The sequence below is a fragment of the Methylorubrum sp. POS3 genome (assembly GCF_043352485.1).
Taxonomy (GTDB): domain Bacteria; phylum Pseudomonadota; class Alphaproteobacteria; order Rhizobiales; family Beijerinckiaceae; genus Methylobacterium; species Methylobacterium suomiense.
Genome location: NZ_JAPRBT010000001.1, coordinates 1,336,724 through 1,353,519 on the forward strand (window position 1 = coordinate 1,336,724; position 16,796 = coordinate 1,353,519).

Genomic DNA, 16,796 nt, shown 5'->3' on the forward strand with positions numbered 1-16,796 from the left:
ACCGTACGGGTTCGACACCGACCGCGGGAAAAGTGGCCGGTCCGTCGGCAGCATCCTAGCGGGAGCGCGAGGCCACGAAGGCGAAGGCGAGGCCCGCGCCCGCCATCACGTCGGGCAGATAATGCCCTCCCGCGCCGATGGCAGCGACGATGATCGCGGCGTTGAGGAGCAGGGCGAGCGGTCCGATCACCGGCAGCGGCATGAGTGCCCATCCGGTGAGGACGGCGAGGCTCGCGTGGAACGACGGGAAGGTGACGAGACCGCGGATCTTCGACAAAGCGAGACTGTGGAAATGGCCTTCGCGCAGGGCCCGCAGGGCCTCGAGATGCCAGAGCGCGCCGACCGTTTCCATCTCGCCCGTAGGCCGGGCCTCGACCGCCGCCGCCGCATAGGTGCCGGCCGCCGGAACGAAGGCCGAGACGAGGATGCAGGCGGAGAGCGTCAGGGTGAACAGGCGGGCGAAGGTCCAGAGCCGCGTCGTGCGCCCGCAGGCGCTCAGAACAATCACGACGAGCCCGATTTGCGGCCCGCTCGAATGATAGGCGAGCGCCAGGAGCCGGGTCAGATCCGGATGCTCCGCCAGGAAGGCGAGGTAGGCCGGGCCGTCGAAGCCGAGGGCCCGTTCGATACTTGCCAGGGCATCGTCGGCGAGCGGCAGGGCCGGAAGGGCGGCAAGGATGTGGAGGACCGCCAGTGCCGTGGTGACGGCGAGGAGGTAGGCGCTCGCGAGGGCCATCGCCCGCAGCTTCGGCTCACGGATGAGGCTGCACAGCAAGGCAGCCCCGAGCAGCAGCAGGATCGCCCCGAAGGCCGCGAGGAAACCGGTGGGCTCGACGACAATCCCCGCCCAGGCCAGCCCGATCCCGTCGAGGGCACCGATCGCGGCGGCGAAGCCCCAGTAGGCGCGACCCGGGGCGGCGATGCCGGCCGTGAGGCGAGGATGGAAGCCGACCGCGCGGTCTGTCCGGTGCGGCCTCACCATCCCACGAGGGCTCGCGGGTCCCTCTCCGCGCAGGGTCTGCACACCGGCGGCGCAGTTCTCGTCCAGCAGCATCCGCCCTTCGCTCCTCATCGAACCCGCCGGGGCAAACTCGCCCGCGCCCGTCAAGCTCCCGCATGACGGTGCGATGTTCACGGAGTTTAGGGTGAGACGTGCGGGAGGAACGGTTCGCGGGCGTGCCGTCAGGGAACGTCGCTCGCCACGGAGCCGTCGGCCGGCGCACGGTTGCTGTTGGCCGCGGTGCCGAGGGCGGCCACGCGATTGCGGCCCTCGGTCTTCGCCGCGTAGAGCGCGAGATCCGCGGCGCGGAGGAGGTCCTTGACCTTCATCCCGGAGGCGCGGGAGGAGCCGTGGGCCGACGTGACGCCGACGCTCACGGTGACCTGTGCCCCTTGCTGAAGGCCGGGATGGGGCAGCGCGATCTGCATCACGGCAGCCCGGATCGCCTCTCCGGCCTCGATGGCCCCGCCGAGATCGACCCCGGGCAGGTAGGCGACGAACTCCTCGCCGCCGTAGCGTGCCATGAGCCCGCCCTTCGCCTCGACCGTCGAACCGAGCACACCCGCCACCGCGACGAGGCATTCGTCACCGGCATGGTGGCCGACCGCGTCGTTGAAGGGTTTGAAATGATCGATATCCACGAAGATGACACCGAGCCAGAAGCCCTCGTCGGCGGCCACCTGCCACATCCGATCGAGGCGTTCTGAGAAATGGCGCCGGTTCGGGAGGCGCGTGAGGGAATCCGTCTCCGACAGGATGGTCAGCTGCGCATTGGCGCGGGCCAACGCTTCCGCCTGGAGCCTCTCCCGCAGGCCGAGAAGAAACACCGTCTTCGCCTCCCATTCCCGCGAATACCCGAGCTTGAGCGGCACCAGGATCAGTCCCGAGACGAGGAGCGGCAAGCCGGCCTGTCCGGGCCCGGCGAGATCGAAGGCGAGGATCAGCCCGGCATAGAGCGCGAAGGACATGGCGCAGTAGACGACGGTATGTCGGAACGGCAACGGCAAGATGAGTCCGACGAGGAGGGGCACGATCGCCGCGAGGATAATGTAGGACGCGGCGTGCTCCGGCGGGGCGAGCCGCGCGCTGTTGAGGGCGATGGCGATATCGACGAGCACCGTCGCCAGCATGGCTCCCGCCATCCGCAGCATGGTCGGCGACCCGCGCAGTGACACAATGGCGATCAGCACGACGGGGCAGAACACGCCCATCGTCAGGGCAAGCGGCACTTGGAACGCGTCCGGGCCGAAGACGTCGTAGTCCAGTGCGAGCGACAGGACGTTGAAGAGGGCGAAGACGGCCAGCCAGGACTGGGCGTACCGGCCGCTGCGGCGGTCCGTCTCCACCCGGTACTGCTCTTCCAGCGCGGATGGCAGACAGAGACGGTACCAGGGGCGGCGCAGACCGGATTCGATCAAGGCGTGCATGACAAATGCGAGACAGTCGACCGATCAGCTTCAGTCGATCTAGTCCAGCATTTTCGATCTCTGGTAAAGAGGTGCCCGGCACTTATCGGGCCGGGATTTTAGTCAACTTCGGCGTGAACGAACGAATCCTGCCGACGGTGACAAAGCGACAGGATAAAGGCGCGCCGTCCACCGCTCGACCGCGCCCTATCCCGATCGGAGCGTCCTGGCGGTGCATGCCGAATGCGGGCAGCGGACGAACAGCCCCCCTCTCCGGAAGCTATCGTCCGATGCCGGGGTCAGCGACTGCTGGTCACCGGATCGCCCGCTGCGCCGCAGCCGCGCTGGGCAGCGACGCGGTTGAGGATTCCGAAGCGCAGCACCGCCTCCTCCAGATAATCCACCGCCCGAACGAGGCCCCGCCGCGCGCGCTCCCGCTCTTCCGTCTCCGCTTCCGGTGGGACTTCGGCCAGGGTGACCGATGCCATCAGCACGCGGTCGCGCTCGTCCTCGATCCGGCGGTCGCGCTCGATATGGCCGCGGATGTCCGCATCGAAGCCCGCGATCACGCGCCAGGGCAGATCGTCCTTCGCGACCGCGCCGGGGAAGGTCGCGGCGAGCCGCCGTGCCTCGGCCGCCGCGCCGCGCATCAGATCCGCCAAGCTCGCCGCCATCCCCGTCTCCCCTCGAGAGCGGCATATCGACCGTCTCGCACCGCGTTTCCGGCAGGCAACGATTGGAGTCGCGGATGTTTCCGGAGCTGTCACCCGACAGCGTCAGCGGAAAACAGCCACGTTCCGTCCGCGCCCACGCCTTATTGCTTTCACAGTTGGGAACAACTCAACTGCGCCGAACGCGGGCAGTGTTTCGCAGATCCAACACAGTATCGGAAGCAGACATGACGGATATCGACGGTCTTCCGGCTTGGGCGCGGCGGCGTTTGGCGCGCCACTTCGAGCGCGGGGGCAATGTACGCATTCTGCGGTGGATGAGCGTTCCGCTGCGACGCGGGCCGGGTGCGATCGATGCGGTCTCCGGAGGCGCGAATGCATCGTCCGATCCCTTCATCGCTCCCCCGACGCGCCCGGATGCCGCCACGACCTTCGAACGCCCCCGCGCCGTGGTCAACGGCTGACACGACGGCCAAATCTTACGGAGCGGCGGAAGCGCGACGCGTCAGCCTGCAGATGGGTCGATCCGCGCTGTTGCATCCCGTGCAGGCGCGCGCGAACGCGGTCTTCCACGGCTGGGACGATGCTGCGATCAAGCCGGAGAAGCGGCGGTCGGTGGCATTTTATCGAACTGGTGACTGGTTCGTAGAGAGAAAACCGATCAAAAGATAATTCGAGAGCAATGCCCGTCCGGTCACCGGCGCCACCGGTACGGGCGGCTGCCGAGCCAGCCACAGAATGGGCATAAGACTCGCATAGGTCCGGCCGTGAGGCCGGGCGTGCGCTGAGGTCATGGAATGCGGAAGACAGGATCGATCGGGCCCGCTGCCGTCATCGCTGCGGCCTTTTTCTCGACGATGGCGGCCCTGGGTGGTGCCTGGGCCGGCGACAGCGTCAGCGGCAAGGTCCGTGTACTCAACGGCGACACGCTGATCGTCGGCGGGCAAGTGGTCGGTCTCTACGGCGTGGTCGCGCCGGGCCTCAAGCAATCCTGCCTCAATGCCAAGGCGCAATCCTATGCCTGCGGAACCGTGGCGGCCAAGGCACTCGCCGCCCACCTGCGGGACGCGACCGTGACCTGCCGCACCCGCGAGACCGACAGTTACGGCCGTGCCATCTCGGTCTGCCTGCGGGACAAGGAAGATCTCAGTGCGTGGCTGGCCGAGAAAGGCCTCGCCATGGCGGACCGCCGCACCGGTCAGGCGGCCTATGTCGGTGCCGAGACACTGGCCTGGGGCAAGCGGCTGGGCCTCTGGGCAGGTTCCTTCGAGGATCCGACCAATCGCCCACGGACCGCCTATAACCGCGCCAATGCGGTCGCCAACGCCGCCGCCGATATCGACAAGCTCGACGCTCGGTGAATCCGTTGGTGACGCTGGAAAGCTGAGCGGAGCGCCCGCCACGCCCAGCCGGGCGCCTTCATACCCTCTCGACTGGACTTCGGCATCGATCGGTCGATCTTAATGTGATCGATGGCTTCGCCACGGGTTGCGCGGCTGGCCGCTTCTGCCGCCGATCGGCCATCACCGGTCGGCGAGATGGATCAATCCGACGCGCAGAGGCGGAAGCGGAGTGATGCAACCCGGTCAGAGCCGTCGGACGAGGAGAGACCGTCCCCCGAAGACGCGCGAGGTTCATCCATGTCGATCGAACAGGCTCTCGGCTTCCGCTCACGGCTGGTTTTGCACAAGCTCGGCCACGAACTCGGTGTGAATCTCGACGTGGATCGCGATACAGCGCTCCCCGCATCCTGGCTGGTCTGGATCGACGAGATCGGCGACCGCGCCGACGAGACCCTGACCCTGCACGTCCACCGCAACGACGATCCCGCTCTCGGACGCGACAGCATCGTCTTCGGCGGAAACTGACCGCGGTCCCGGTGGAGCGGCTCCGAGCATGCCTTGCCGCCGGGCCGGAGCGGTGCCACCTAGACTCGCGCGGGGGGAATGTGCCCGGCCTGACCGGTGCCTCGGCGATTGCGTTCGTCGAGATCGCCCCGGCGGCGCGGGACTCTGGGAGTCATGACCACGATGCGTAGTCCGACCGTTGCCGCCGTTCTTCTGCTCTCCGTCTTCAGCGCGGCCGGTGCCGCCGAAGCGCAGGGCACCGCCGACGCTCGGCTCACGGCGACCGGCCGCAGCGTCACGGCCACCGGGCAAACCAAGCCGCCCGCCCCGGGCCAGCTGTCGTCCACCTCGCAGGAGCAGATGCTGAAGGCGCAGCGCGCCGCGCGCGAGCGCGACAAGGCGTGGGACGCCAAGATGAACCGGACGATGGGCTCGATCTGCAAAGGCTGCTGAACAGGGCGGAGCCGGGAAGGTGATCCGGTTCGAAGGCGTCGTGAAGCGTTACCCCGGAGCGGCTTCTGCGGCCGTTGCGTCGCTCGACCTCACGGTCGAGGCGGGCACGACCTGCGCGCTCATCGGGCCTTCCGGTTGCGGCAAATCGACGACGCTGCGGATGGTCAACCGTCTCGTGGAGCCGGATGCCGGGCGGGTGCTGGTCAGGGGCCGCGACGTCGCGGGGATCGATCCCGTCACCCTCCGCCGCGGCATCGGCTACGTGCTTCAGGGCGTGGGGCTGTTTCCCCATCGAAGCGTCGGCCGAAACGTCGCCGCCGTGCCGGCTCTGCTCGGCTGGAAGCGGGCGCGGATCCTCGAGCGGGTGGACGCGATGCTCGACCTCGTCGGCCTCGATCCTGCCCTCAACCGCGACCGACGGCCGTCCGAATTGTCCGGGGGTCAACGCCAGCGCGTGGGCGTGGCTCGGGCGCTCGCCGCCGATCCCCCGATCCTGCTGATGGACGAGCCGTTCGGCGCCGTCGATCCCGTCGCCCGCGACCGCTTGCAGAACGAGATCGGGGCCATTCTCCGGAATCTGCGCAAGACCGTCATCCTCGTGACCCACGATATCGGCGAGGCGATGCGGATGGGCGATCGGGTCGCACTGATGCGCGATGGCCAGCTGGTTCAGGCGGACACGCCCGAGCAGTTGCTCGCCGCTCCCGCCGACGACTTCGTCGAGAATTTCCTCGGCGGAACCCGGGCGTTGCGGCGACTGGAGCGCTTGCGGGTGCGTGACATCGCCGATGCGCAGACCACCGCTCCTTCCCATCCGGCCATCGCGCCGGAGGCCAGCGTGCGGGAGGCACTCGACCGGATGCTGGCGACAGGCGCGACGCGGCTCGTCGTCGGATCGGGAAGCGTGACCCTCGACGCGGTGCGCAAGGCGGCGCAATTGCCAAAGGATTGCCCGGAGAGCCGGGGGTGAATTCGGTTCACCTCCGAACAACCGGCCGCCCCTGTCGCGCCGGCGACCGAGCGCTTGGCCTCAGCCTTTTCGTTTCTTGGGATCGCGGTTCGCCGCTGCCCGGATCAGACCAGCAAGACCCGCCTCGATCACCGCCTCCGCAGCATCGGATGGAGAGAACCAGCGGGCCTCGCGCTGACCGCGCTCGGGAAATTTCTTCAGCTGCTTTCGAACGTCCAAGGGAAAGACAGTGACTTGGCACAGGACCGCGTCGCGGTTCTTGAGACGTTTTTCGTAGAGATAGAAGCCGATCGGCCGCTTTCCGACATGGCCGACGATGCCGGCCTCTTCGTAGGCTTCACGGGCGGCCGCCTCGAACGGCTTGCGGCCCTTCATTGGCCAGCCCTTGGGAATGATCCAGCGACGGGTCTCCCGCGAGGTCACGAGCAGGATTTCGGTTCCGCCCTCAGGGGTCCGGCGCATCGGCAGGACGCCGACCTGGGGCCGCGCTTCGCGGCTGCTCTCAATCGGGCCGGCCGTCATGGTCGTGAAACGTCCCGCGGCCGATGCGGTTCGCACGCCGTTCCTTCCCTCGTGACTTTCCCCATGAGGTGGAGAGAAGCACCGAGGCGTTTGACGCCCTGATGACAGGTCGGCACGACGTTGCCCCCGAACCCTGTACCGCGCTGCAGCGAATGGTGACGCGCATCCCCTAACGGAACCGAGGGAAGGGGCTCAAGAGAAAATGATCCGGCAAACCATTAGGACCACATTCGCCGCAGACGCGTCACCGGGTCGGTCAGCACGGTCTGCGGGGAGCCCACAAACAAGAAGCGCCGCTTCCCCCCAAAGCCGAGACGACGATGCGCCCTTCGCTACGCTCTCAAGCGCCGGTGCTGAGGTTCTCGATCAGCGCATTGAGATCGGCGCGCATGGCCTGAATTTCCGGCTCCGACATGTTGAGCTGACACATGACGGACTGGCGCACCGCCACCGCCTCGGCGCGAAGGGCACGGCCCTCCTCGGTCAACGAGATCTCGACCTCGCGCTCATCCGATTGGCGTCGGCTCCGGCTGAGGAAACCACTGCTCTCCAAGCGCTTCAGAACCGGCGTCAAAGTCCCGGAATCGAGGCGGAGGCGTCGGCCGATCTCGGAGACGGTGATGCCGTCGCTCTCCCACAACACCAGCAGCACGAGGTATTGCGGGTAGGTCAGGCCCATCCGCTCCAGCATCGGCCGGTAGGATTTCGTCATCCGGTGGGCGGCAGCGTACAGCGCGTAGCAGAGCTGATTGTCGAGGAGCAAAGGGTCCTTGAGCACCCTCGCAGTCTCATCGGGAGCATTCACGACGCACACCATGCCGTTCGCCAAGGCCTTTCAGCCGGCTGCGTAACCGGGGCGCCTGTCGCCGCGGCGGCGGACCAGCCCAAATTACACAGAGAATACGATAACGGATGAAAGACCAGGGGGTACCTGCACAATTGTCCCAGTGCCGCTTTTCCCCCGGACTTTCATCCGGCTGTCAGCCGTAGCATCCGACATCGACGGTCCATATGCAAAAAGGCGGCCTCTCGGCCGCCTCTCGCATCGCTGGACTGTCGATCGCCCGATCAGGCGGCGTCTGCCTCGACCTGAGTCGGGCCGGAATCCTTGCCGCGCGCATCGACGTCGCGGTCCACGAACTCGATGACGGCGAGCGGAGCGTTGTCGCCGTAGCGGAAGCCCGCCTTCATGATGCGGCAATAGCCTCCCGGCCGCGACTGGTAGCGCGGGCCGAGCACCGTGAAGAGCTTCTTGACCATGTCGGCGTCGCGGATCTGCGCCATGGCGAGGCGGCGGGCATGGACGCTGTCGGTGCGGCCGAGGGAGATCAGCTTCTCGACGACCGGACGCAGATCCTTCGCCTTCGGCAGGGTGGTGACGATCTGCTCGTGCTTGATGAGCGCGGCGGACATGTTGGCGAACATCGCCTTACGATGCTCGGCAGTGCGGTTGAAGCGACGACCGCGGTAAGCGTGACGCATGTTGGCTTTCCTTCTCAGTCACGATCGCCGTGCCACGGAACGACCATGTGCCCCGCAGGGCTGTTCTCGAAATCCGCTTGACCCCGCGGCGGGATTCCAACCCCAAAGCCCTCATCCTGAGATGCCGCACAAGCGGCCTCGAAGGAGGGCTCCGGGGATCGCTGCGCGCGGGAGACCTCCTTCGAGGCCTCCGCTTCGCTCCGGCACCTCAGGATGAGGTCGGAGCGTGAGACGCGCGGCTCAGTAATGCTCCTCGAAGCGCTTGGCGAGATCCTCGATGTTCTCCGGCGGCCAGCCGGGAACGTCCATGCCGAGATGCAGGCCCATGCCGGCGAGCACTTCCTTGATCTCGTTGAGCGACTTGCGGCCGAAGTTCGGGGTGCGCAGCATCTCGCCCTCCGACTTCTGGATGAGGTCGCCGATATAGACGATGTTGTCGTTCTTCAGGCAGTTCGCCGAACGGACCGACAGCTCGAGCTCGTCGACCTTCTTGAGCAGCGCCGGGTTGAAGGGCAGCTGCGGCGCGAGCGGCGCGGCCTCTTCCTTGCGGGGCTCCTCGAAGTTCACGAACACCTGGAGCTGGTCCTGGATGATGCGCGCGGCGTAAGCCAGGGCATCCTCCGGCGAGATCGCGCCGTTGGTCTCGACCGTCATGGTCAGCTTGTCCTTGTCGAGATCCTGGCCCTCGCGGGTGGTCTCGACGCGGTAGCTGACCTTGGTCACCGGCGAGTAGAGCGCATCGACCGGGATGAGTCCGATCGGCGCATCCTCGGGACGGTTGCGCTCGGCCGGCACGTAGCCTTTGCCGGTGGCGACGGTGAATTCCATGCGGATCTCGGCGCCGTCATCCAGCGTGCAGATGACGAGGTCGGGATTCAGGACCTGCACGTCGCCGGTCACGGCAATGTCGCCGGCCGTGACGAGGCCGGGGCCGGTCTTGCGCAGCGTCATGCGCTTCGGGGTGTCGGTCTGCGAACGCAGCGCGATCGTCTTGATGTTGAGGACGATGTCGGTCACGTCCTCGCGCACGCCCGGGATCGAGGAGAATTCGTGGAGCACGCCGTCGATCTGGACGGAGGTGACCGCAGCGCCCTGGAGCGAGGAGAGCAGCACGCGGCGAAGCGAGTTGCCGAGCGTCGTGCCGAAGCCCCGCTCCAGCGGCTCGGCCACCACGGTGGCGACCCGCTTGGGATCGTCGCCGGCCGAAACCTGGAGCTTGTTCGGCTTGATCAGCTCTTGCCAGTTCTTCTGAATGACCACGGTCCTACCTCTTGCCAAACCCGCGCTGCCGGCGTCCCGGAAGCGCTTCGGCCGGCCGGGCGCGCCCCTCGGGCGCCCGGCCGGTCCCTAAAATCACGCCTCGCCGCCGACCCAGAGAACGGGGACGAAGCTGTAGCCCGCGCCGTCGCGGGCAACGTGCCCGAGCGCCGGGAATTCGAGATGCGAGCCCGCGATCAGGCTCTTCTCGGTGGCGACCTCGTCGAAGACGCGCTTGCGGGTCGCCCGCGCCTGCTCCCCGTCGACATCGAAGGCGACGCCAGCCTCGGGTTGCTTGAACTGGATCGCGGGCATGTGCACCACATCGGTCCACATGAAGAGCGATTTGTCCCCAGACACGATCCGCATGCCGCAATGACCCGGCGTGTGCCCCGGGAGCGGGACGGGGGTGATGCCGGGCACCAGCTCGCCGCCTTCATGCTTGCGCAACCGCGACGCATAGGGTGCAACGGCCTTGCGGGCGTTCTCGAAATACGGCTTCGCCGCGTCGGGAGCGCGGGAGAGCGCCTCGTCGGGCAGCCAGTGGGCAGCCTCGTCGGCATGCACCACGAGTTCCGCGTTGGCGTAGGCTGCCGAACCGTCCTGCTTCACCAGCCCGCCCGCATGGTCGGGATGGAGATGGGTCAGCAGCACCGTCTCGATCTCGTCGGGGCTGACGCCCGCCAACGCCAGGGCAGCAGGCACACGGCCCATCGTCTCGGGCCCGAAATGGCCGTAGCCCGAATCGATCAGCACCGGCTTGCGGCCGGCGCCGGTGATCAGGAACGCGTTGAGCGTCACGATCGGAGCCTCCGGGCGGAAGCCGGCCCGCTGAAGCGCGCCCGCCTCCTCCTTCGGAATGCCGGTGACGAGATCGAGCGAGCCCTGAAACCAGCCGTCGTTGAGCGCCGTGACCGTGAGGTCGCCGACATTCCACCGCAGCACGCCGGGTAAGGGCTTGTTCGATCCGTCCGCCATAGGCTTCTCCGTTCGGCCGTGTCTCTGAACGATCAGACGCGACGACGCTTGCGCGGGCGGCAGCCGTTATGCGGGATCGAGGTCACGTCACGGATCGAGGTGACGGTGAAGCCCGCCGCCTGGAGCGCGCGCAGAGCCGATTCGCGGCCCGAACCGGGACCGGAGACCTCGACCTCGAGGGTGCGCATGCCGTGCTCGGAAGCCTTACGGGCAGCGTCCTCGGCCGCGACTTGGGCGGCGTACGGGGTCGACTTGCGCGAGCCCTTGAAGCCCATGGCGCCGGCGGACGACCACGAGATCGTGTTGCCCTGGGCGTCGGTGATGGTGATCATCGTGTTGTTGAACGAGGCGGCCACGTGCGCCACGCCCGAGACGATGTTCTTGCGTTCGCGCCGGCGGACGCGGGTCGGTTCCTTAGCCATCTTCTTCTCGCTGGTCCTTCAATCACGCCCGTAACACCAGGCGCTCGGGATTCTTTTTCGGAGTTGGGCGCCGCTGCCGTGCAGGAGCGTCCCATTCAACCGGCGGCGTCGAGGAGCACTCGGCGCGACGGAAGGAAGGCCGAGCGAAGCACGGCCTTCCAATCGCGAAAAATTACTTCTTCTTGCCGGCGATCGGCTTCGCCTTGCCCTTACGGGTGCGGGCGTTGGTATGGGTGCGCTGGCCGCGAACCGGGAGCTGCTTGCGGTGACGGAGACCGCGGTAGCAACCGAGATCCATCAGGCGCTTGATGTTCATCGACACGTCGCGGCGCAGATCGCCTTCGACCATGTAATCCCGGTCGATGGTCTCGCGGATCTGGAGCACCTCGGCGTCGGTGAGCTGATTCACGCGGCGCTCGGCGGGGATACCGACCTTCTCGGTGATCTCCTCGGCCTTCTTCGGGCCGATGCCGTGGATGTACTGAAGCGCGATGACGACGCGCTTGGCGGTCGGGATGTTGACGCCTGCGATACGGGCCAAGATGTTCTCTCCATGTGGCGGAACCGATTTCCGCCGTCACACGATGACGATGCGCGTCCGGTGGAGGCCGGCCCCTGCGCATCCGCCCGAAACGACAAATCGGTCCGCGAGCGTCCTCGTCGAGGCGCTTTCGGACCACATCCCGTTTGGACGAAGGGGGCCCGCCTAGCGCAGGCGGACCCCCTTGTCAACGATCTCTATACGATCTTATCGGCCGGCTTCGAGCGATCGCGTGTTCGCCCATCAACCGACGACCCCACCGCCATGTTCCGGGCTCTCGCCTGGCGCGAGCCCCGGAAGGCGGCGGAGAGCTTCGGATTCAAGAGACGGCCTTCTCGCGGAAGCCGTTGAGCAGGGTCACGACCTCGCCCGTCACGTGATCGATCGGCTGCATGCCGTCGATCTTCCGCAACAGTCCGGTGCCGGCATAATAGTCGGAGAGCGGGGCGGTCTGCGTCTTGTAAGCGTCGAGACGGGTCTTGAAGACCTCCGGCGTGTCGTCCTTGCGCACCGGCTGACCGCGGGCTGCGGTCTCCTCGGCGCGCTTGGCGATACGGCCGACGAGGGCATTCTCGTCGACGACGAACTCGACCACCGCGTCGAGCGCAATGCCCTTCTCGGCGAGCATCCGATCGAGCGCCTTGGCCTGTTCGACCGTACGCGGGAAGCCGTCGAGGATGAAGCCGCTCTTGGCGTCCGCCTCCTCGACGCGATCGGCGACGATGCCGACCACCACCGCGTCCGGCACGAGGCCGCCGCTTTCCATGATCGACTTGGCCTCGAGGCCCACCGGCGTACCGGCGGCGACGGCCGCGCGCAGCATGTCACCCGTCGAGAGTTGCGGAATGCCGTAGCGCTCCACAATACGCTCGGACTGGGTGCCCTTTCCCGCTCCCGGCGGTCCGAGCAGGATGATCCGCATGGCGTCTCCTCGTCATCAGGGCCCGGCGCCGGGCTCGTTCTTCACTGGTTGGCGCCCCCTCAAACGGGCGCCTCTGTCGCAACGACGTTGATGCGAGAATTCCGAAGGCCCGTCCACCGAACCTTTGGCGGAGAATGACAATTCAGCGACGCCGTGCACCGCCGACGGAGGCGCCGCGCAGCTTCGCCTTCTTCACGATGCCCTCGTACTGATGCGCCATCAGATGCCCGTGGATCTGCGCCACGGTGTCCATCGTGACCGACACGACAATCAGCAGCGACGTGCCGCCGAAGCCGAGGGCAGCCGAGGTGTAGGAGGCGACGATCTCCGGCACGAGACAGACGAAGGTGAGGTAGGCCGCACCGATCACCGTGATGCGGGTCAGCACCTTGTCGATGAAGGCCGCGGTGCGCTCACCGGGGCGGATGCCGGGAAGGAAGCCGCCCTGCTTCTTCAGGTTGTCGGCCGTCTCCTGCGGGTTGAAGACGACGGCCGTGTAGAAGAACGTGAAGAAGATGATCATCGCCGCATAGGCGACCATGTAGAGCGGCCGGCCATGGCCGAGATAGGCCGTCAGCGTGCCGAGAATGCCGGTCGAACCCTGATTGGCCGAGAAGCTGGCGATCGTGGTCGGCAGCAGCAGCAGCGAGGACGCGAAGATCGGCGGAATGACACCCGACGTGTTGAGCTTGAGCGGCAGGAACGAGGTCTGGCCCTCGTACATGCGGTTGCCGACCTGGCGCTTCGGGTAGTTGATCAGGAGCCGACGCTGAGCACGCTCCATGAACACGATGAAGTAGACGAGGCCGACGGCGGCGAAGCCGGCGCCGAGCAGGATAGCGGGCGAGAGCGCGCCGGTGCGGGTCAGCTCCAGGGCGCCGAAGATCGAGGCCGGCAGGTGGGCGACGATACCGGCGAAGATGATGAGCGAAGAGCCGTTGCCGATCCCGCGGGCGGTGATCTGCTCACCGATCCACATCAGGAACAGCGTGCCGCCGGTCAGGGTGACGACGGTCGACAGGATGAAGAACGGGCCCGGATTGATGACCGCGTTGGACCCCTGGAGGCCGAAGGCGATACCCCAGGACTGCACCAGCGCCAGCACCACGGTGAGGTAGCGGGTGTACTGGTTGATGACCTTACGGCCGGACTCGCCCTCCTTCTTCAAGGCTTCGAGGCTTGGCACCACGGAGGTGAGGAGCTGCACGATGATCGAGGCCGAAATGTAGGGCATGATGTTGAGCGCGAAGACCGCCATGCGCTCGACCGCGCCGCCCGAGAACATGTTGAACATGCCCAGCACGCCGCCGGCCTGGTTCTGGAAGTTCCGGGCGAACTGCTCCGGATCGATGCCGGGGATCGGAATGTAGGTGCCGAGGCGGAACACAATCAGCGCACCCAGGGTGAACCAGATGCGCTTCTTGAGTTCGTCGGCCTTGGCGATGGCGCCGAAATTCAGGTTGGCGGCGAGCTGCTCGGCGGCTGAGGCCATGTCATCGATCCCGGAAATTGCCGTCGGGAGACGTCGTGGACGGTCCCTGAAAGCGGAAGCGGCGGCCGCGTGCGAGCACGGGCCGCCGCTTCGGCGTTCGACTTAATGGTCGGCTCAGGCGGACGCAACCGCGCCTTCAGCCGCGCCGCGATGGGCGACGCCGGCAGCGAAGGTGGTCGTGACCGAACCGCCGGCCTTCTCGACGGCCTCGACGGCCGACTTGGAGGCGCGGGTGACTTCGAAGCTGAGCTTCGAGGTCAGTTCGCCGACACCGAGCAGCTTCACGCCGTCGCGGGCGCGGGAGATGATCCCGGCCTGGACGAGGGCATCGACCGTCACGGTGGCGTTGGCGTCGAGCTTGCCGGCATCTACCGCCTGCTGGACGCGACCGAGATTCACCTCGTTCAGGTCGTGGGCGTGGATGTTGTTGAAGCCGCGCTTCGGCAGGCGCCGGTGGAGCGGCATCTGACCGCCCTCGAAGCCCTTGATGGACACGCCGGTGCGGGCCTTCTGACCCTTCACGCCGCGGCCCGCGGTCTTGCCCTTGCCGGAGCCGATGCCCCGGCCGACGCGCATGCGGGACTTCACAGCCCCTTCATTGTCGCGGATCTCGTTGAGCTTCATGGTTAAGCCCTCCTCACGCCGCGGCGTCGTCGAGGACGCGCACGAGATGCGCGACCTTGCGGATCATGCCGCGCACGGCCGGAGTGTCCTCCAGCTCGGAAACGCGGTGCAGCTTGTTCAGCTTCAGGCCGACCAGCGTGGCACGCTGGGAAGCCTCGCGGCGGATCGGCGAACCGATCTGCTCGACGCGGACAGTCTTATTAGCCATGCTGCCCTCCCCTTACGCCACGGCGGCTTCAGAGGTGTCGGCCGGATCCGCGTCGCGGCGGCGCGACTGGATGGCGGAGACCTTGAGGCCACGACGGGCCGCGACGGAGCGCGGGCTGTCCTCGTTCTTCAGCGCGTCGAAGGTGGCGCGCACGAGGTTGTAGGGGTTCGACGAGCCAAGGCTCTTCGCCACCACGTCCTGCATGCCGAGCGTCTCGAACACGGCGCGCATCGGGCCGCCGGCGATGATGCCGGTACCCTGCGGAGCCGCGCGGAGAATCACCTTGCCGGCGCCGTGACGACCGTTGACGTCGTGGTGCAGGGTCCGGCCCTCGCGCAGCGACACGCGGATCAGCCCGCGCTTGGCGGCTTCGGTCGCCTTACGGATCGCCTCAGGCACCTCACGGGCCTTGCCGTGGCCGAAGCCGACGCGGCCCTTCTGGTCACCGACGACGACGAGCGCCGCGAAGCCGAAGCGACGGCCACCCTTCACCACCTTGGCGACGCGGTTGATGTGGACGAGCTTGTCCACGAACTCGCTGTCGCGCTCCTCGCGGTCGTCGCGGCGACGACCCTCGCGTTCACGTGCCATTCTGTTGTTCCTATGATCTCACTGACGCGAGCCCGAAGGCCCGCTCGCTCGATGCTCCCCTCCCCGCGAGGGGAGGGAAGACGCGTCCTCAGAAGTCCAGGCCACCCTCACGGGCGGCGTCGGCAAGAGCCTTCACGCGGCCGTGGAAGATGTAGCCCGAGCGGTCGAAGACGACCTTGGTGACACCCGCAGCCTTGGCGCGCTCGGCGACGAGCTTGCCCACGGCCTCGGCGGCGGCCTTGTCGGCACCGGTCTTGAGGCTGGCCTTGAGATCCTTGTCGAGGCTCGACGCGGCGGCGAGCGTGCGGCCCGCGGCGTCGTCGATGACCTGGACGTAGATCTGCTTGGATGAGCGGAACACCGACAGCCGCGGGCGGCCATTGGCGGTTGCCTTGAGAGCCCGACGGACCCGCGCCTTGCGGCGCAGGAGGGCTTCGTTCTTGTTCGACATGAATCGCCCTCCTTACTTCTTCTTGCCTTCCTTGCGGAAGATGAACTCGCCAGCGTACTTGACGCCCTTGCCCTTGTACGGCTCGGGGCCACGATACTCGCGAATCTCCGCCGCGACCTGACCGACGCGCTGCCGATCGATGCCCGACACCACGATCTCCGTGGGCTTGGGCGTCACGATGGTGATGCCGGCTGGGATCTCGTACTCGATGTCGTGGCTGTAGCCGAGCGACAGCTTGAGCGCCTTGCCGGCCATCGCCGCGCGGTAACCCACGCCGGTGATCTCCAGCTTCTTCTCGAAGCCCTTGGAGACACCCTCGACGAGGTTGGCCACCTGGGCGCGCGACGTGCCCCACAGGGAGCGCGCCTGCTTCGACTGGTCCTTGGGCTGCACCGAGACGGCGCCGTCCTTGAACTCGACGTTCACCTGGGGCGGCACGACGAACTGGAGTTCGCCCTTGGAGCCCTTCATCTTGACCGTCTGACCCGTGACCGTGGCGGTGACGCCGGCGGGGACGGGGACGGGCTTCTTGCCTACGCGAGACATGTCGCTGTCCTCCGGATCAGAACACTTTGCAGAGCACTTCACCGCCGACGTTGCGCTCGCGCGCCTCGTGATCGGCCATGACGCCCTGCGGGGTCGAGACGATGGTCACGCCGAGACCGTCGGCCACGCGCGGCAGCTCGCCAACCGACGAGTAGACGCGGCGGCCGGGCTTCGACACGCGCTTGATCTCCCGGATGACCGGGCGACCGTCGTAGTACTTGAGTTCGATCGCGAACTCGGTGCGGCCATTGCCGAGATCCGAGACGGCGTAGTCGCGGATGTAGCCTTCCGACTTCAGAACATCGAGGACCGAGGCGCGCAGACGCGAACCGGGGGTCTGGACGACGTTGCGACGGCGGCTCTGGCCGTTGCGGATGCGGGTGAGCATGTCACCCACGGGATCGTTCACCATG

General features: G+C 67.0%; 23 protein-coding genes. 5 read left to right on the forward strand and 18 right to left on the reverse strand.

All coding sequences use genetic code 11. From position 1 onward, the window contains the following. Positions 1–55 precede the first annotated feature (55 nt). From OWC43_RS06275 to OWC43_RS06285, 3 genes are all read right to left on the reverse strand, one after another. Positions 56–1,054: a phosphatase PAP2 family protein gene (locus OWC43_RS06275; RefSeq protein ID WP_393956080.1), complete on the reverse strand. Its 999-nt coding sequence runs from the start codon at positions 1,052–1,054 to the stop codon at positions 56–58. 128 nt (positions 1,055–1,182) lie between these two features. Then, complete coding sequence (locus tag OWC43_RS06280; protein ID WP_393956082.1) at positions 1,183–2,427, reverse strand: GGDEF domain-containing protein; 1,245 nt, start codon at positions 2,425–2,427, stop codon at positions 1,183–1,185. 278 nt (positions 2,428–2,705) lie between these two features. Next, positions 2,706–3,080 carry a hypothetical protein gene (locus tag OWC43_RS06285; protein ID WP_137831188.1) on the reverse strand — a complete coding sequence of 125 codons (375 nt, stop codon included), beginning with the start codon at positions 3,078–3,080 and terminating at the stop codon, positions 2,706–2,708. Positions 3,081–3,304: 224 nt separating this feature from the next. On the opposite strand from OWC43_RS06285, the gene OWC43_RS06290 reads away from it, so the two are divergent. The 5 genes from OWC43_RS06290 to OWC43_RS06310 all read left to right on the forward strand — a co-directional run bounded on the left by OWC43_RS06290 (position 3,305) and on the right by OWC43_RS06310 (position 6,347). Next, positions 3,305–3,541: a hypothetical protein gene (locus tag OWC43_RS06290; protein ID WP_393956083.1), complete on the forward strand. Its 237-nt coding sequence runs from the start codon at positions 3,305–3,307 to the stop codon at positions 3,539–3,541. 333 nt (positions 3,542–3,874) lie between these two features. Further along, positions 3,875–4,438 carry a thermonuclease family protein gene (locus tag OWC43_RS06295; protein ID WP_393956085.1) on the forward strand — a complete coding sequence of 188 codons (564 nt, stop codon included), beginning with the start codon at positions 3,875–3,877 and terminating at the stop codon, positions 4,436–4,438. 279 nt (positions 4,439–4,717) lie between these two features. After that, a complete protein-coding gene (locus OWC43_RS06300; RefSeq protein ID WP_393956087.1) occupies positions 4,718–4,945 on the forward strand; it encodes a hypothetical protein in 228 nt (75 codons plus the stop codon). 162 nt (positions 4,946–5,107) lie between these two features. Next, positions 5,108–5,377: a hypothetical protein gene (locus OWC43_RS06305; protein WP_137831192.1), complete on the forward strand. Its 270-nt coding sequence runs from the start codon at positions 5,108–5,110 to the stop codon at positions 5,375–5,377. 19 nt (positions 5,378–5,396) lie between these two features. Beyond that, positions 5,397–6,347: an ABC transporter ATP-binding protein gene (locus OWC43_RS06310; protein ID WP_393956088.1), complete on the forward strand. Its 951-nt coding sequence runs from the start codon at positions 5,397–5,399 to the stop codon at positions 6,345–6,347. A 60-nt stretch (positions 6,348–6,407) separates the two neighbouring features. On the opposite strand, the gene OWC43_RS06315 is transcribed toward OWC43_RS06310, so the two are convergent. The 15 genes from OWC43_RS06315 to rpsH all read right to left on the reverse strand — a co-directional run bounded on the left by OWC43_RS06315 (position 6,408) and on the right by rpsH (position 16,795). Further along, the gene (locus tag OWC43_RS06315) at positions 6,408–6,869 is read right to left on the reverse strand and encodes an NUDIX hydrolase (RefSeq protein WP_137831194.1); all 462 of its coding nucleotides are present in this window, start codon (positions 6,867–6,869) and stop codon (positions 6,408–6,410) included. 340 nt (positions 6,870–7,209) lie between these two features. Next, positions 7,210–7,686 carry a MarR family winged helix-turn-helix transcriptional regulator gene (locus tag OWC43_RS06320; RefSeq protein WP_137831195.1) on the reverse strand — a complete coding sequence of 159 codons (477 nt, stop codon included), beginning with the start codon at positions 7,684–7,686 and terminating at the stop codon, positions 7,210–7,212. A gap of 251 nt (positions 7,687–7,937) precedes the next feature. Beyond that, positions 7,938–8,351 (reverse strand): 50S ribosomal protein L17, encoded by a 414-nt coding sequence (gene rplQ / locus OWC43_RS06325; protein WP_137831196.1) that lies wholly within the window; start codon positions 8,349–8,351, stop codon positions 7,938–7,940. Positions 8,352–8,591: 240 nt separating this feature from the next. Continuing rightward, on the reverse strand, positions 8,592–9,629 hold the full coding sequence (locus OWC43_RS06330) for a DNA-directed RNA polymerase subunit alpha (RefSeq protein ID WP_171015565.1): 1,038 nt from the start codon (positions 9,627–9,629) through the stop codon (positions 8,592–8,594). Positions 9,630–9,704: 75 nt separating this feature from the next. Further along, complete coding sequence (locus OWC43_RS06335; RefSeq protein ID WP_393956090.1) at positions 9,705–10,586, reverse strand: MBL fold metallo-hydrolase; 882 nt, start codon at positions 10,584–10,586, stop codon at positions 9,705–9,707. Positions 10,587–10,618: 32 nt separating this feature from the next. Next, on the reverse strand, positions 10,619–11,008 hold the full coding sequence (gene rpsK, locus OWC43_RS06340) for a 30S ribosomal protein S11 (protein WP_003597118.1): 390 nt from the start codon (positions 11,006–11,008) through the stop codon (positions 10,619–10,621). A 172-nt stretch (positions 11,009–11,180) separates the two neighbouring features. Next, positions 11,181–11,549 carry a 30S ribosomal protein S13 gene (rpsM, locus tag OWC43_RS06345; protein WP_056247446.1) on the reverse strand — a complete coding sequence of 123 codons (369 nt, stop codon included), beginning with the start codon at positions 11,547–11,549 and terminating at the stop codon, positions 11,181–11,183. Positions 11,550–11,868: 319 nt separating this feature from the next. Further along, positions 11,869–12,471: an adenylate kinase gene (locus OWC43_RS06350; RefSeq protein ID WP_137831199.1), complete on the reverse strand. Its 603-nt coding sequence runs from the start codon at positions 12,469–12,471 to the stop codon at positions 11,869–11,871. Positions 12,472–12,613: 142 nt separating this feature from the next. Next, positions 12,614–13,963, reverse strand: coding sequence for a preprotein translocase subunit SecY (gene secY, locus OWC43_RS06355; protein WP_393956091.1), 1,350 nt, complete (start codon positions 13,961–13,963; stop codon positions 12,614–12,616). 114 nt (positions 13,964–14,077) lie between these two features. Then, positions 14,078–14,587 (reverse strand): 50S ribosomal protein L15, encoded by a 510-nt coding sequence (rplO, locus tag OWC43_RS06360; protein ID WP_137831201.1) that lies wholly within the window; start codon positions 14,585–14,587, stop codon positions 14,078–14,080. Positions 14,588–14,600: 13 nt separating this feature from the next. Beyond that, positions 14,601–14,795: a 50S ribosomal protein L30 gene (gene rpmD, locus OWC43_RS06365; protein ID WP_137831202.1), complete on the reverse strand. Its 195-nt coding sequence runs from the start codon at positions 14,793–14,795 to the stop codon at positions 14,601–14,603. Between the two features lie 12 nt (positions 14,796–14,807). After that, positions 14,808–15,386: a 30S ribosomal protein S5 gene (gene rpsE, locus OWC43_RS06370; protein WP_137831203.1), complete on the reverse strand. Its 579-nt coding sequence runs from the start codon at positions 15,384–15,386 to the stop codon at positions 14,808–14,810. 88 nt (positions 15,387–15,474) lie between these two features. After that, positions 15,475–15,837, reverse strand: a complete 363-nt coding sequence (rplR, locus tag OWC43_RS06375; RefSeq protein ID WP_017485522.1) for a 50S ribosomal protein L18 — start codon at positions 15,835–15,837, stop codon at positions 15,475–15,477. Positions 15,838–15,849: 12 nt separating this feature from the next. Beyond that, the gene (gene rplF / locus OWC43_RS06380; protein ID WP_091947083.1) at positions 15,850–16,383 is read right to left on the reverse strand and encodes a 50S ribosomal protein L6; all 534 of its coding nucleotides are present in this window, start codon (positions 16,381–16,383) and stop codon (positions 15,850–15,852) included. A gap of 16 nt (positions 16,384–16,399) precedes the next feature. After that, on the reverse strand, positions 16,400–16,795 hold the full coding sequence (rpsH, locus tag OWC43_RS06385) for a 30S ribosomal protein S8 (RefSeq protein ID WP_137831204.1): 396 nt from the start codon (positions 16,793–16,795) through the stop codon (positions 16,400–16,402). Between the last annotated feature and the right edge of the window lies 1 nt (position 16,796).

What these genes read in the sequence shown, in the direction of transcription:
- OWC43_RS06275 (WP_393956080.1), bottom strand. Translation starts at nt 1,054, where the DNA reads ATGCTGCTGGACGAGAACTGCGCCGCCGGTGTGCAGACCCTGCGCGGA.
- OWC43_RS06280 (WP_393956082.1), bottom strand. Translation starts at nt 2,427, where the DNA reads ATGCACGCCTTGATCGAATCCGGTCTGCGCCGCCCCTGGTACCGTCTC.
- OWC43_RS06285 (WP_137831188.1), bottom strand. Translation starts at nt 3,080, where the DNA reads ATGGCGGCGAGCTTGGCGGATCTGATGCGCGGCGCGGCGGCCGAGGCA.
- OWC43_RS06290 (WP_393956083.1), top strand. Translation starts at nt 3,305, where the DNA reads ATGACGGATATCGACGGTCTTCCGGCTTGGGCGCGGCGGCGTTTGGCG.
- OWC43_RS06295 (WP_393956085.1), top strand. Translation starts at nt 3,875, where the DNA reads ATGCGGAAGACAGGATCGATCGGGCCCGCTGCCGTCATCGCTGCGGCC.
- OWC43_RS06300 (WP_393956087.1), top strand. Translation starts at nt 4,718, where the DNA reads ATGTCGATCGAACAGGCTCTCGGCTTCCGCTCACGGCTGGTTTTGCAC.
- OWC43_RS06305 (WP_137831192.1), top strand. Translation starts at nt 5,108, where the DNA reads ATGCGTAGTCCGACCGTTGCCGCCGTTCTTCTGCTCTCCGTCTTCAGC.
- OWC43_RS06315 (WP_137831194.1), bottom strand. Translation starts at nt 6,869, where the DNA reads ATGACGGCCGGCCCGATTGAGAGCAGCCGCGAAGCGCGGCCCCAGGTC.
- OWC43_RS06320 (WP_137831195.1), bottom strand. Translation starts at nt 7,686, where the DNA reads ATGGTGTGCGTCGTGAATGCTCCCGATGAGACTGCGAGGGTGCTCAAG.
- rplQ (WP_137831196.1), bottom strand. Translation starts at nt 8,351, where the DNA reads ATGCGTCACGCTTACCGCGGTCGTCGCTTCAACCGCACTGCCGAGCAT.
- OWC43_RS06335 (WP_393956090.1), bottom strand. Translation starts at nt 10,586, where the DNA reads ATGGCGGACGGATCGAACAAGCCCTTACCCGGCGTGCTGCGGTGGAAT.
- rpsK (WP_003597118.1), bottom strand. Translation starts at nt 11,008, where the DNA reads ATGGCTAAGGAACCGACCCGCGTCCGCCGGCGCGAACGCAAGAACATC.
- OWC43_RS06350 (WP_137831199.1), bottom strand. Translation starts at nt 12,471, where the DNA reads ATGCGGATCATCCTGCTCGGACCGCCGGGAGCGGGAAAGGGCACCCAG.
- secY (WP_393956091.1), bottom strand. Translation starts at nt 13,963, where the DNA reads ATGGCCTCAGCCGCCGAGCAGCTCGCCGCCAACCTGAATTTCGGCGCC.
- rplO (WP_137831201.1), bottom strand. Translation starts at nt 14,587, where the DNA reads ATGAAGCTCAACGAGATCCGCGACAATGAAGGGGCTGTGAAGTCCCGC.
- rpmD (WP_137831202.1), bottom strand. Translation starts at nt 14,795, where the DNA reads ATGGCTAATAAGACTGTCCGCGTCGAGCAGATCGGTTCGCCGATCCGC.
- rpsE (WP_137831203.1), bottom strand. Translation starts at nt 15,386, where the DNA reads ATGGCACGTGAACGCGAGGGTCGTCGCCGCGACGACCGCGAGGAGCGC.
- rplR (WP_017485522.1), bottom strand. Translation starts at nt 15,837, where the DNA reads ATGTCGAACAAGAACGAAGCCCTCCTGCGCCGCAAGGCGCGGGTCCGT.
- rplF (WP_091947083.1), bottom strand. Translation starts at nt 16,383, where the DNA reads ATGTCTCGCGTAGGCAAGAAGCCCGTCCCCGTCCCCGCCGGCGTCACC.
- rpsH (WP_137831204.1), bottom strand. Translation starts at nt 16,795, where the DNA reads ATGGTGAACGATCCCGTGGGTGACATGCTCACCCGCATCCGCAACGGC.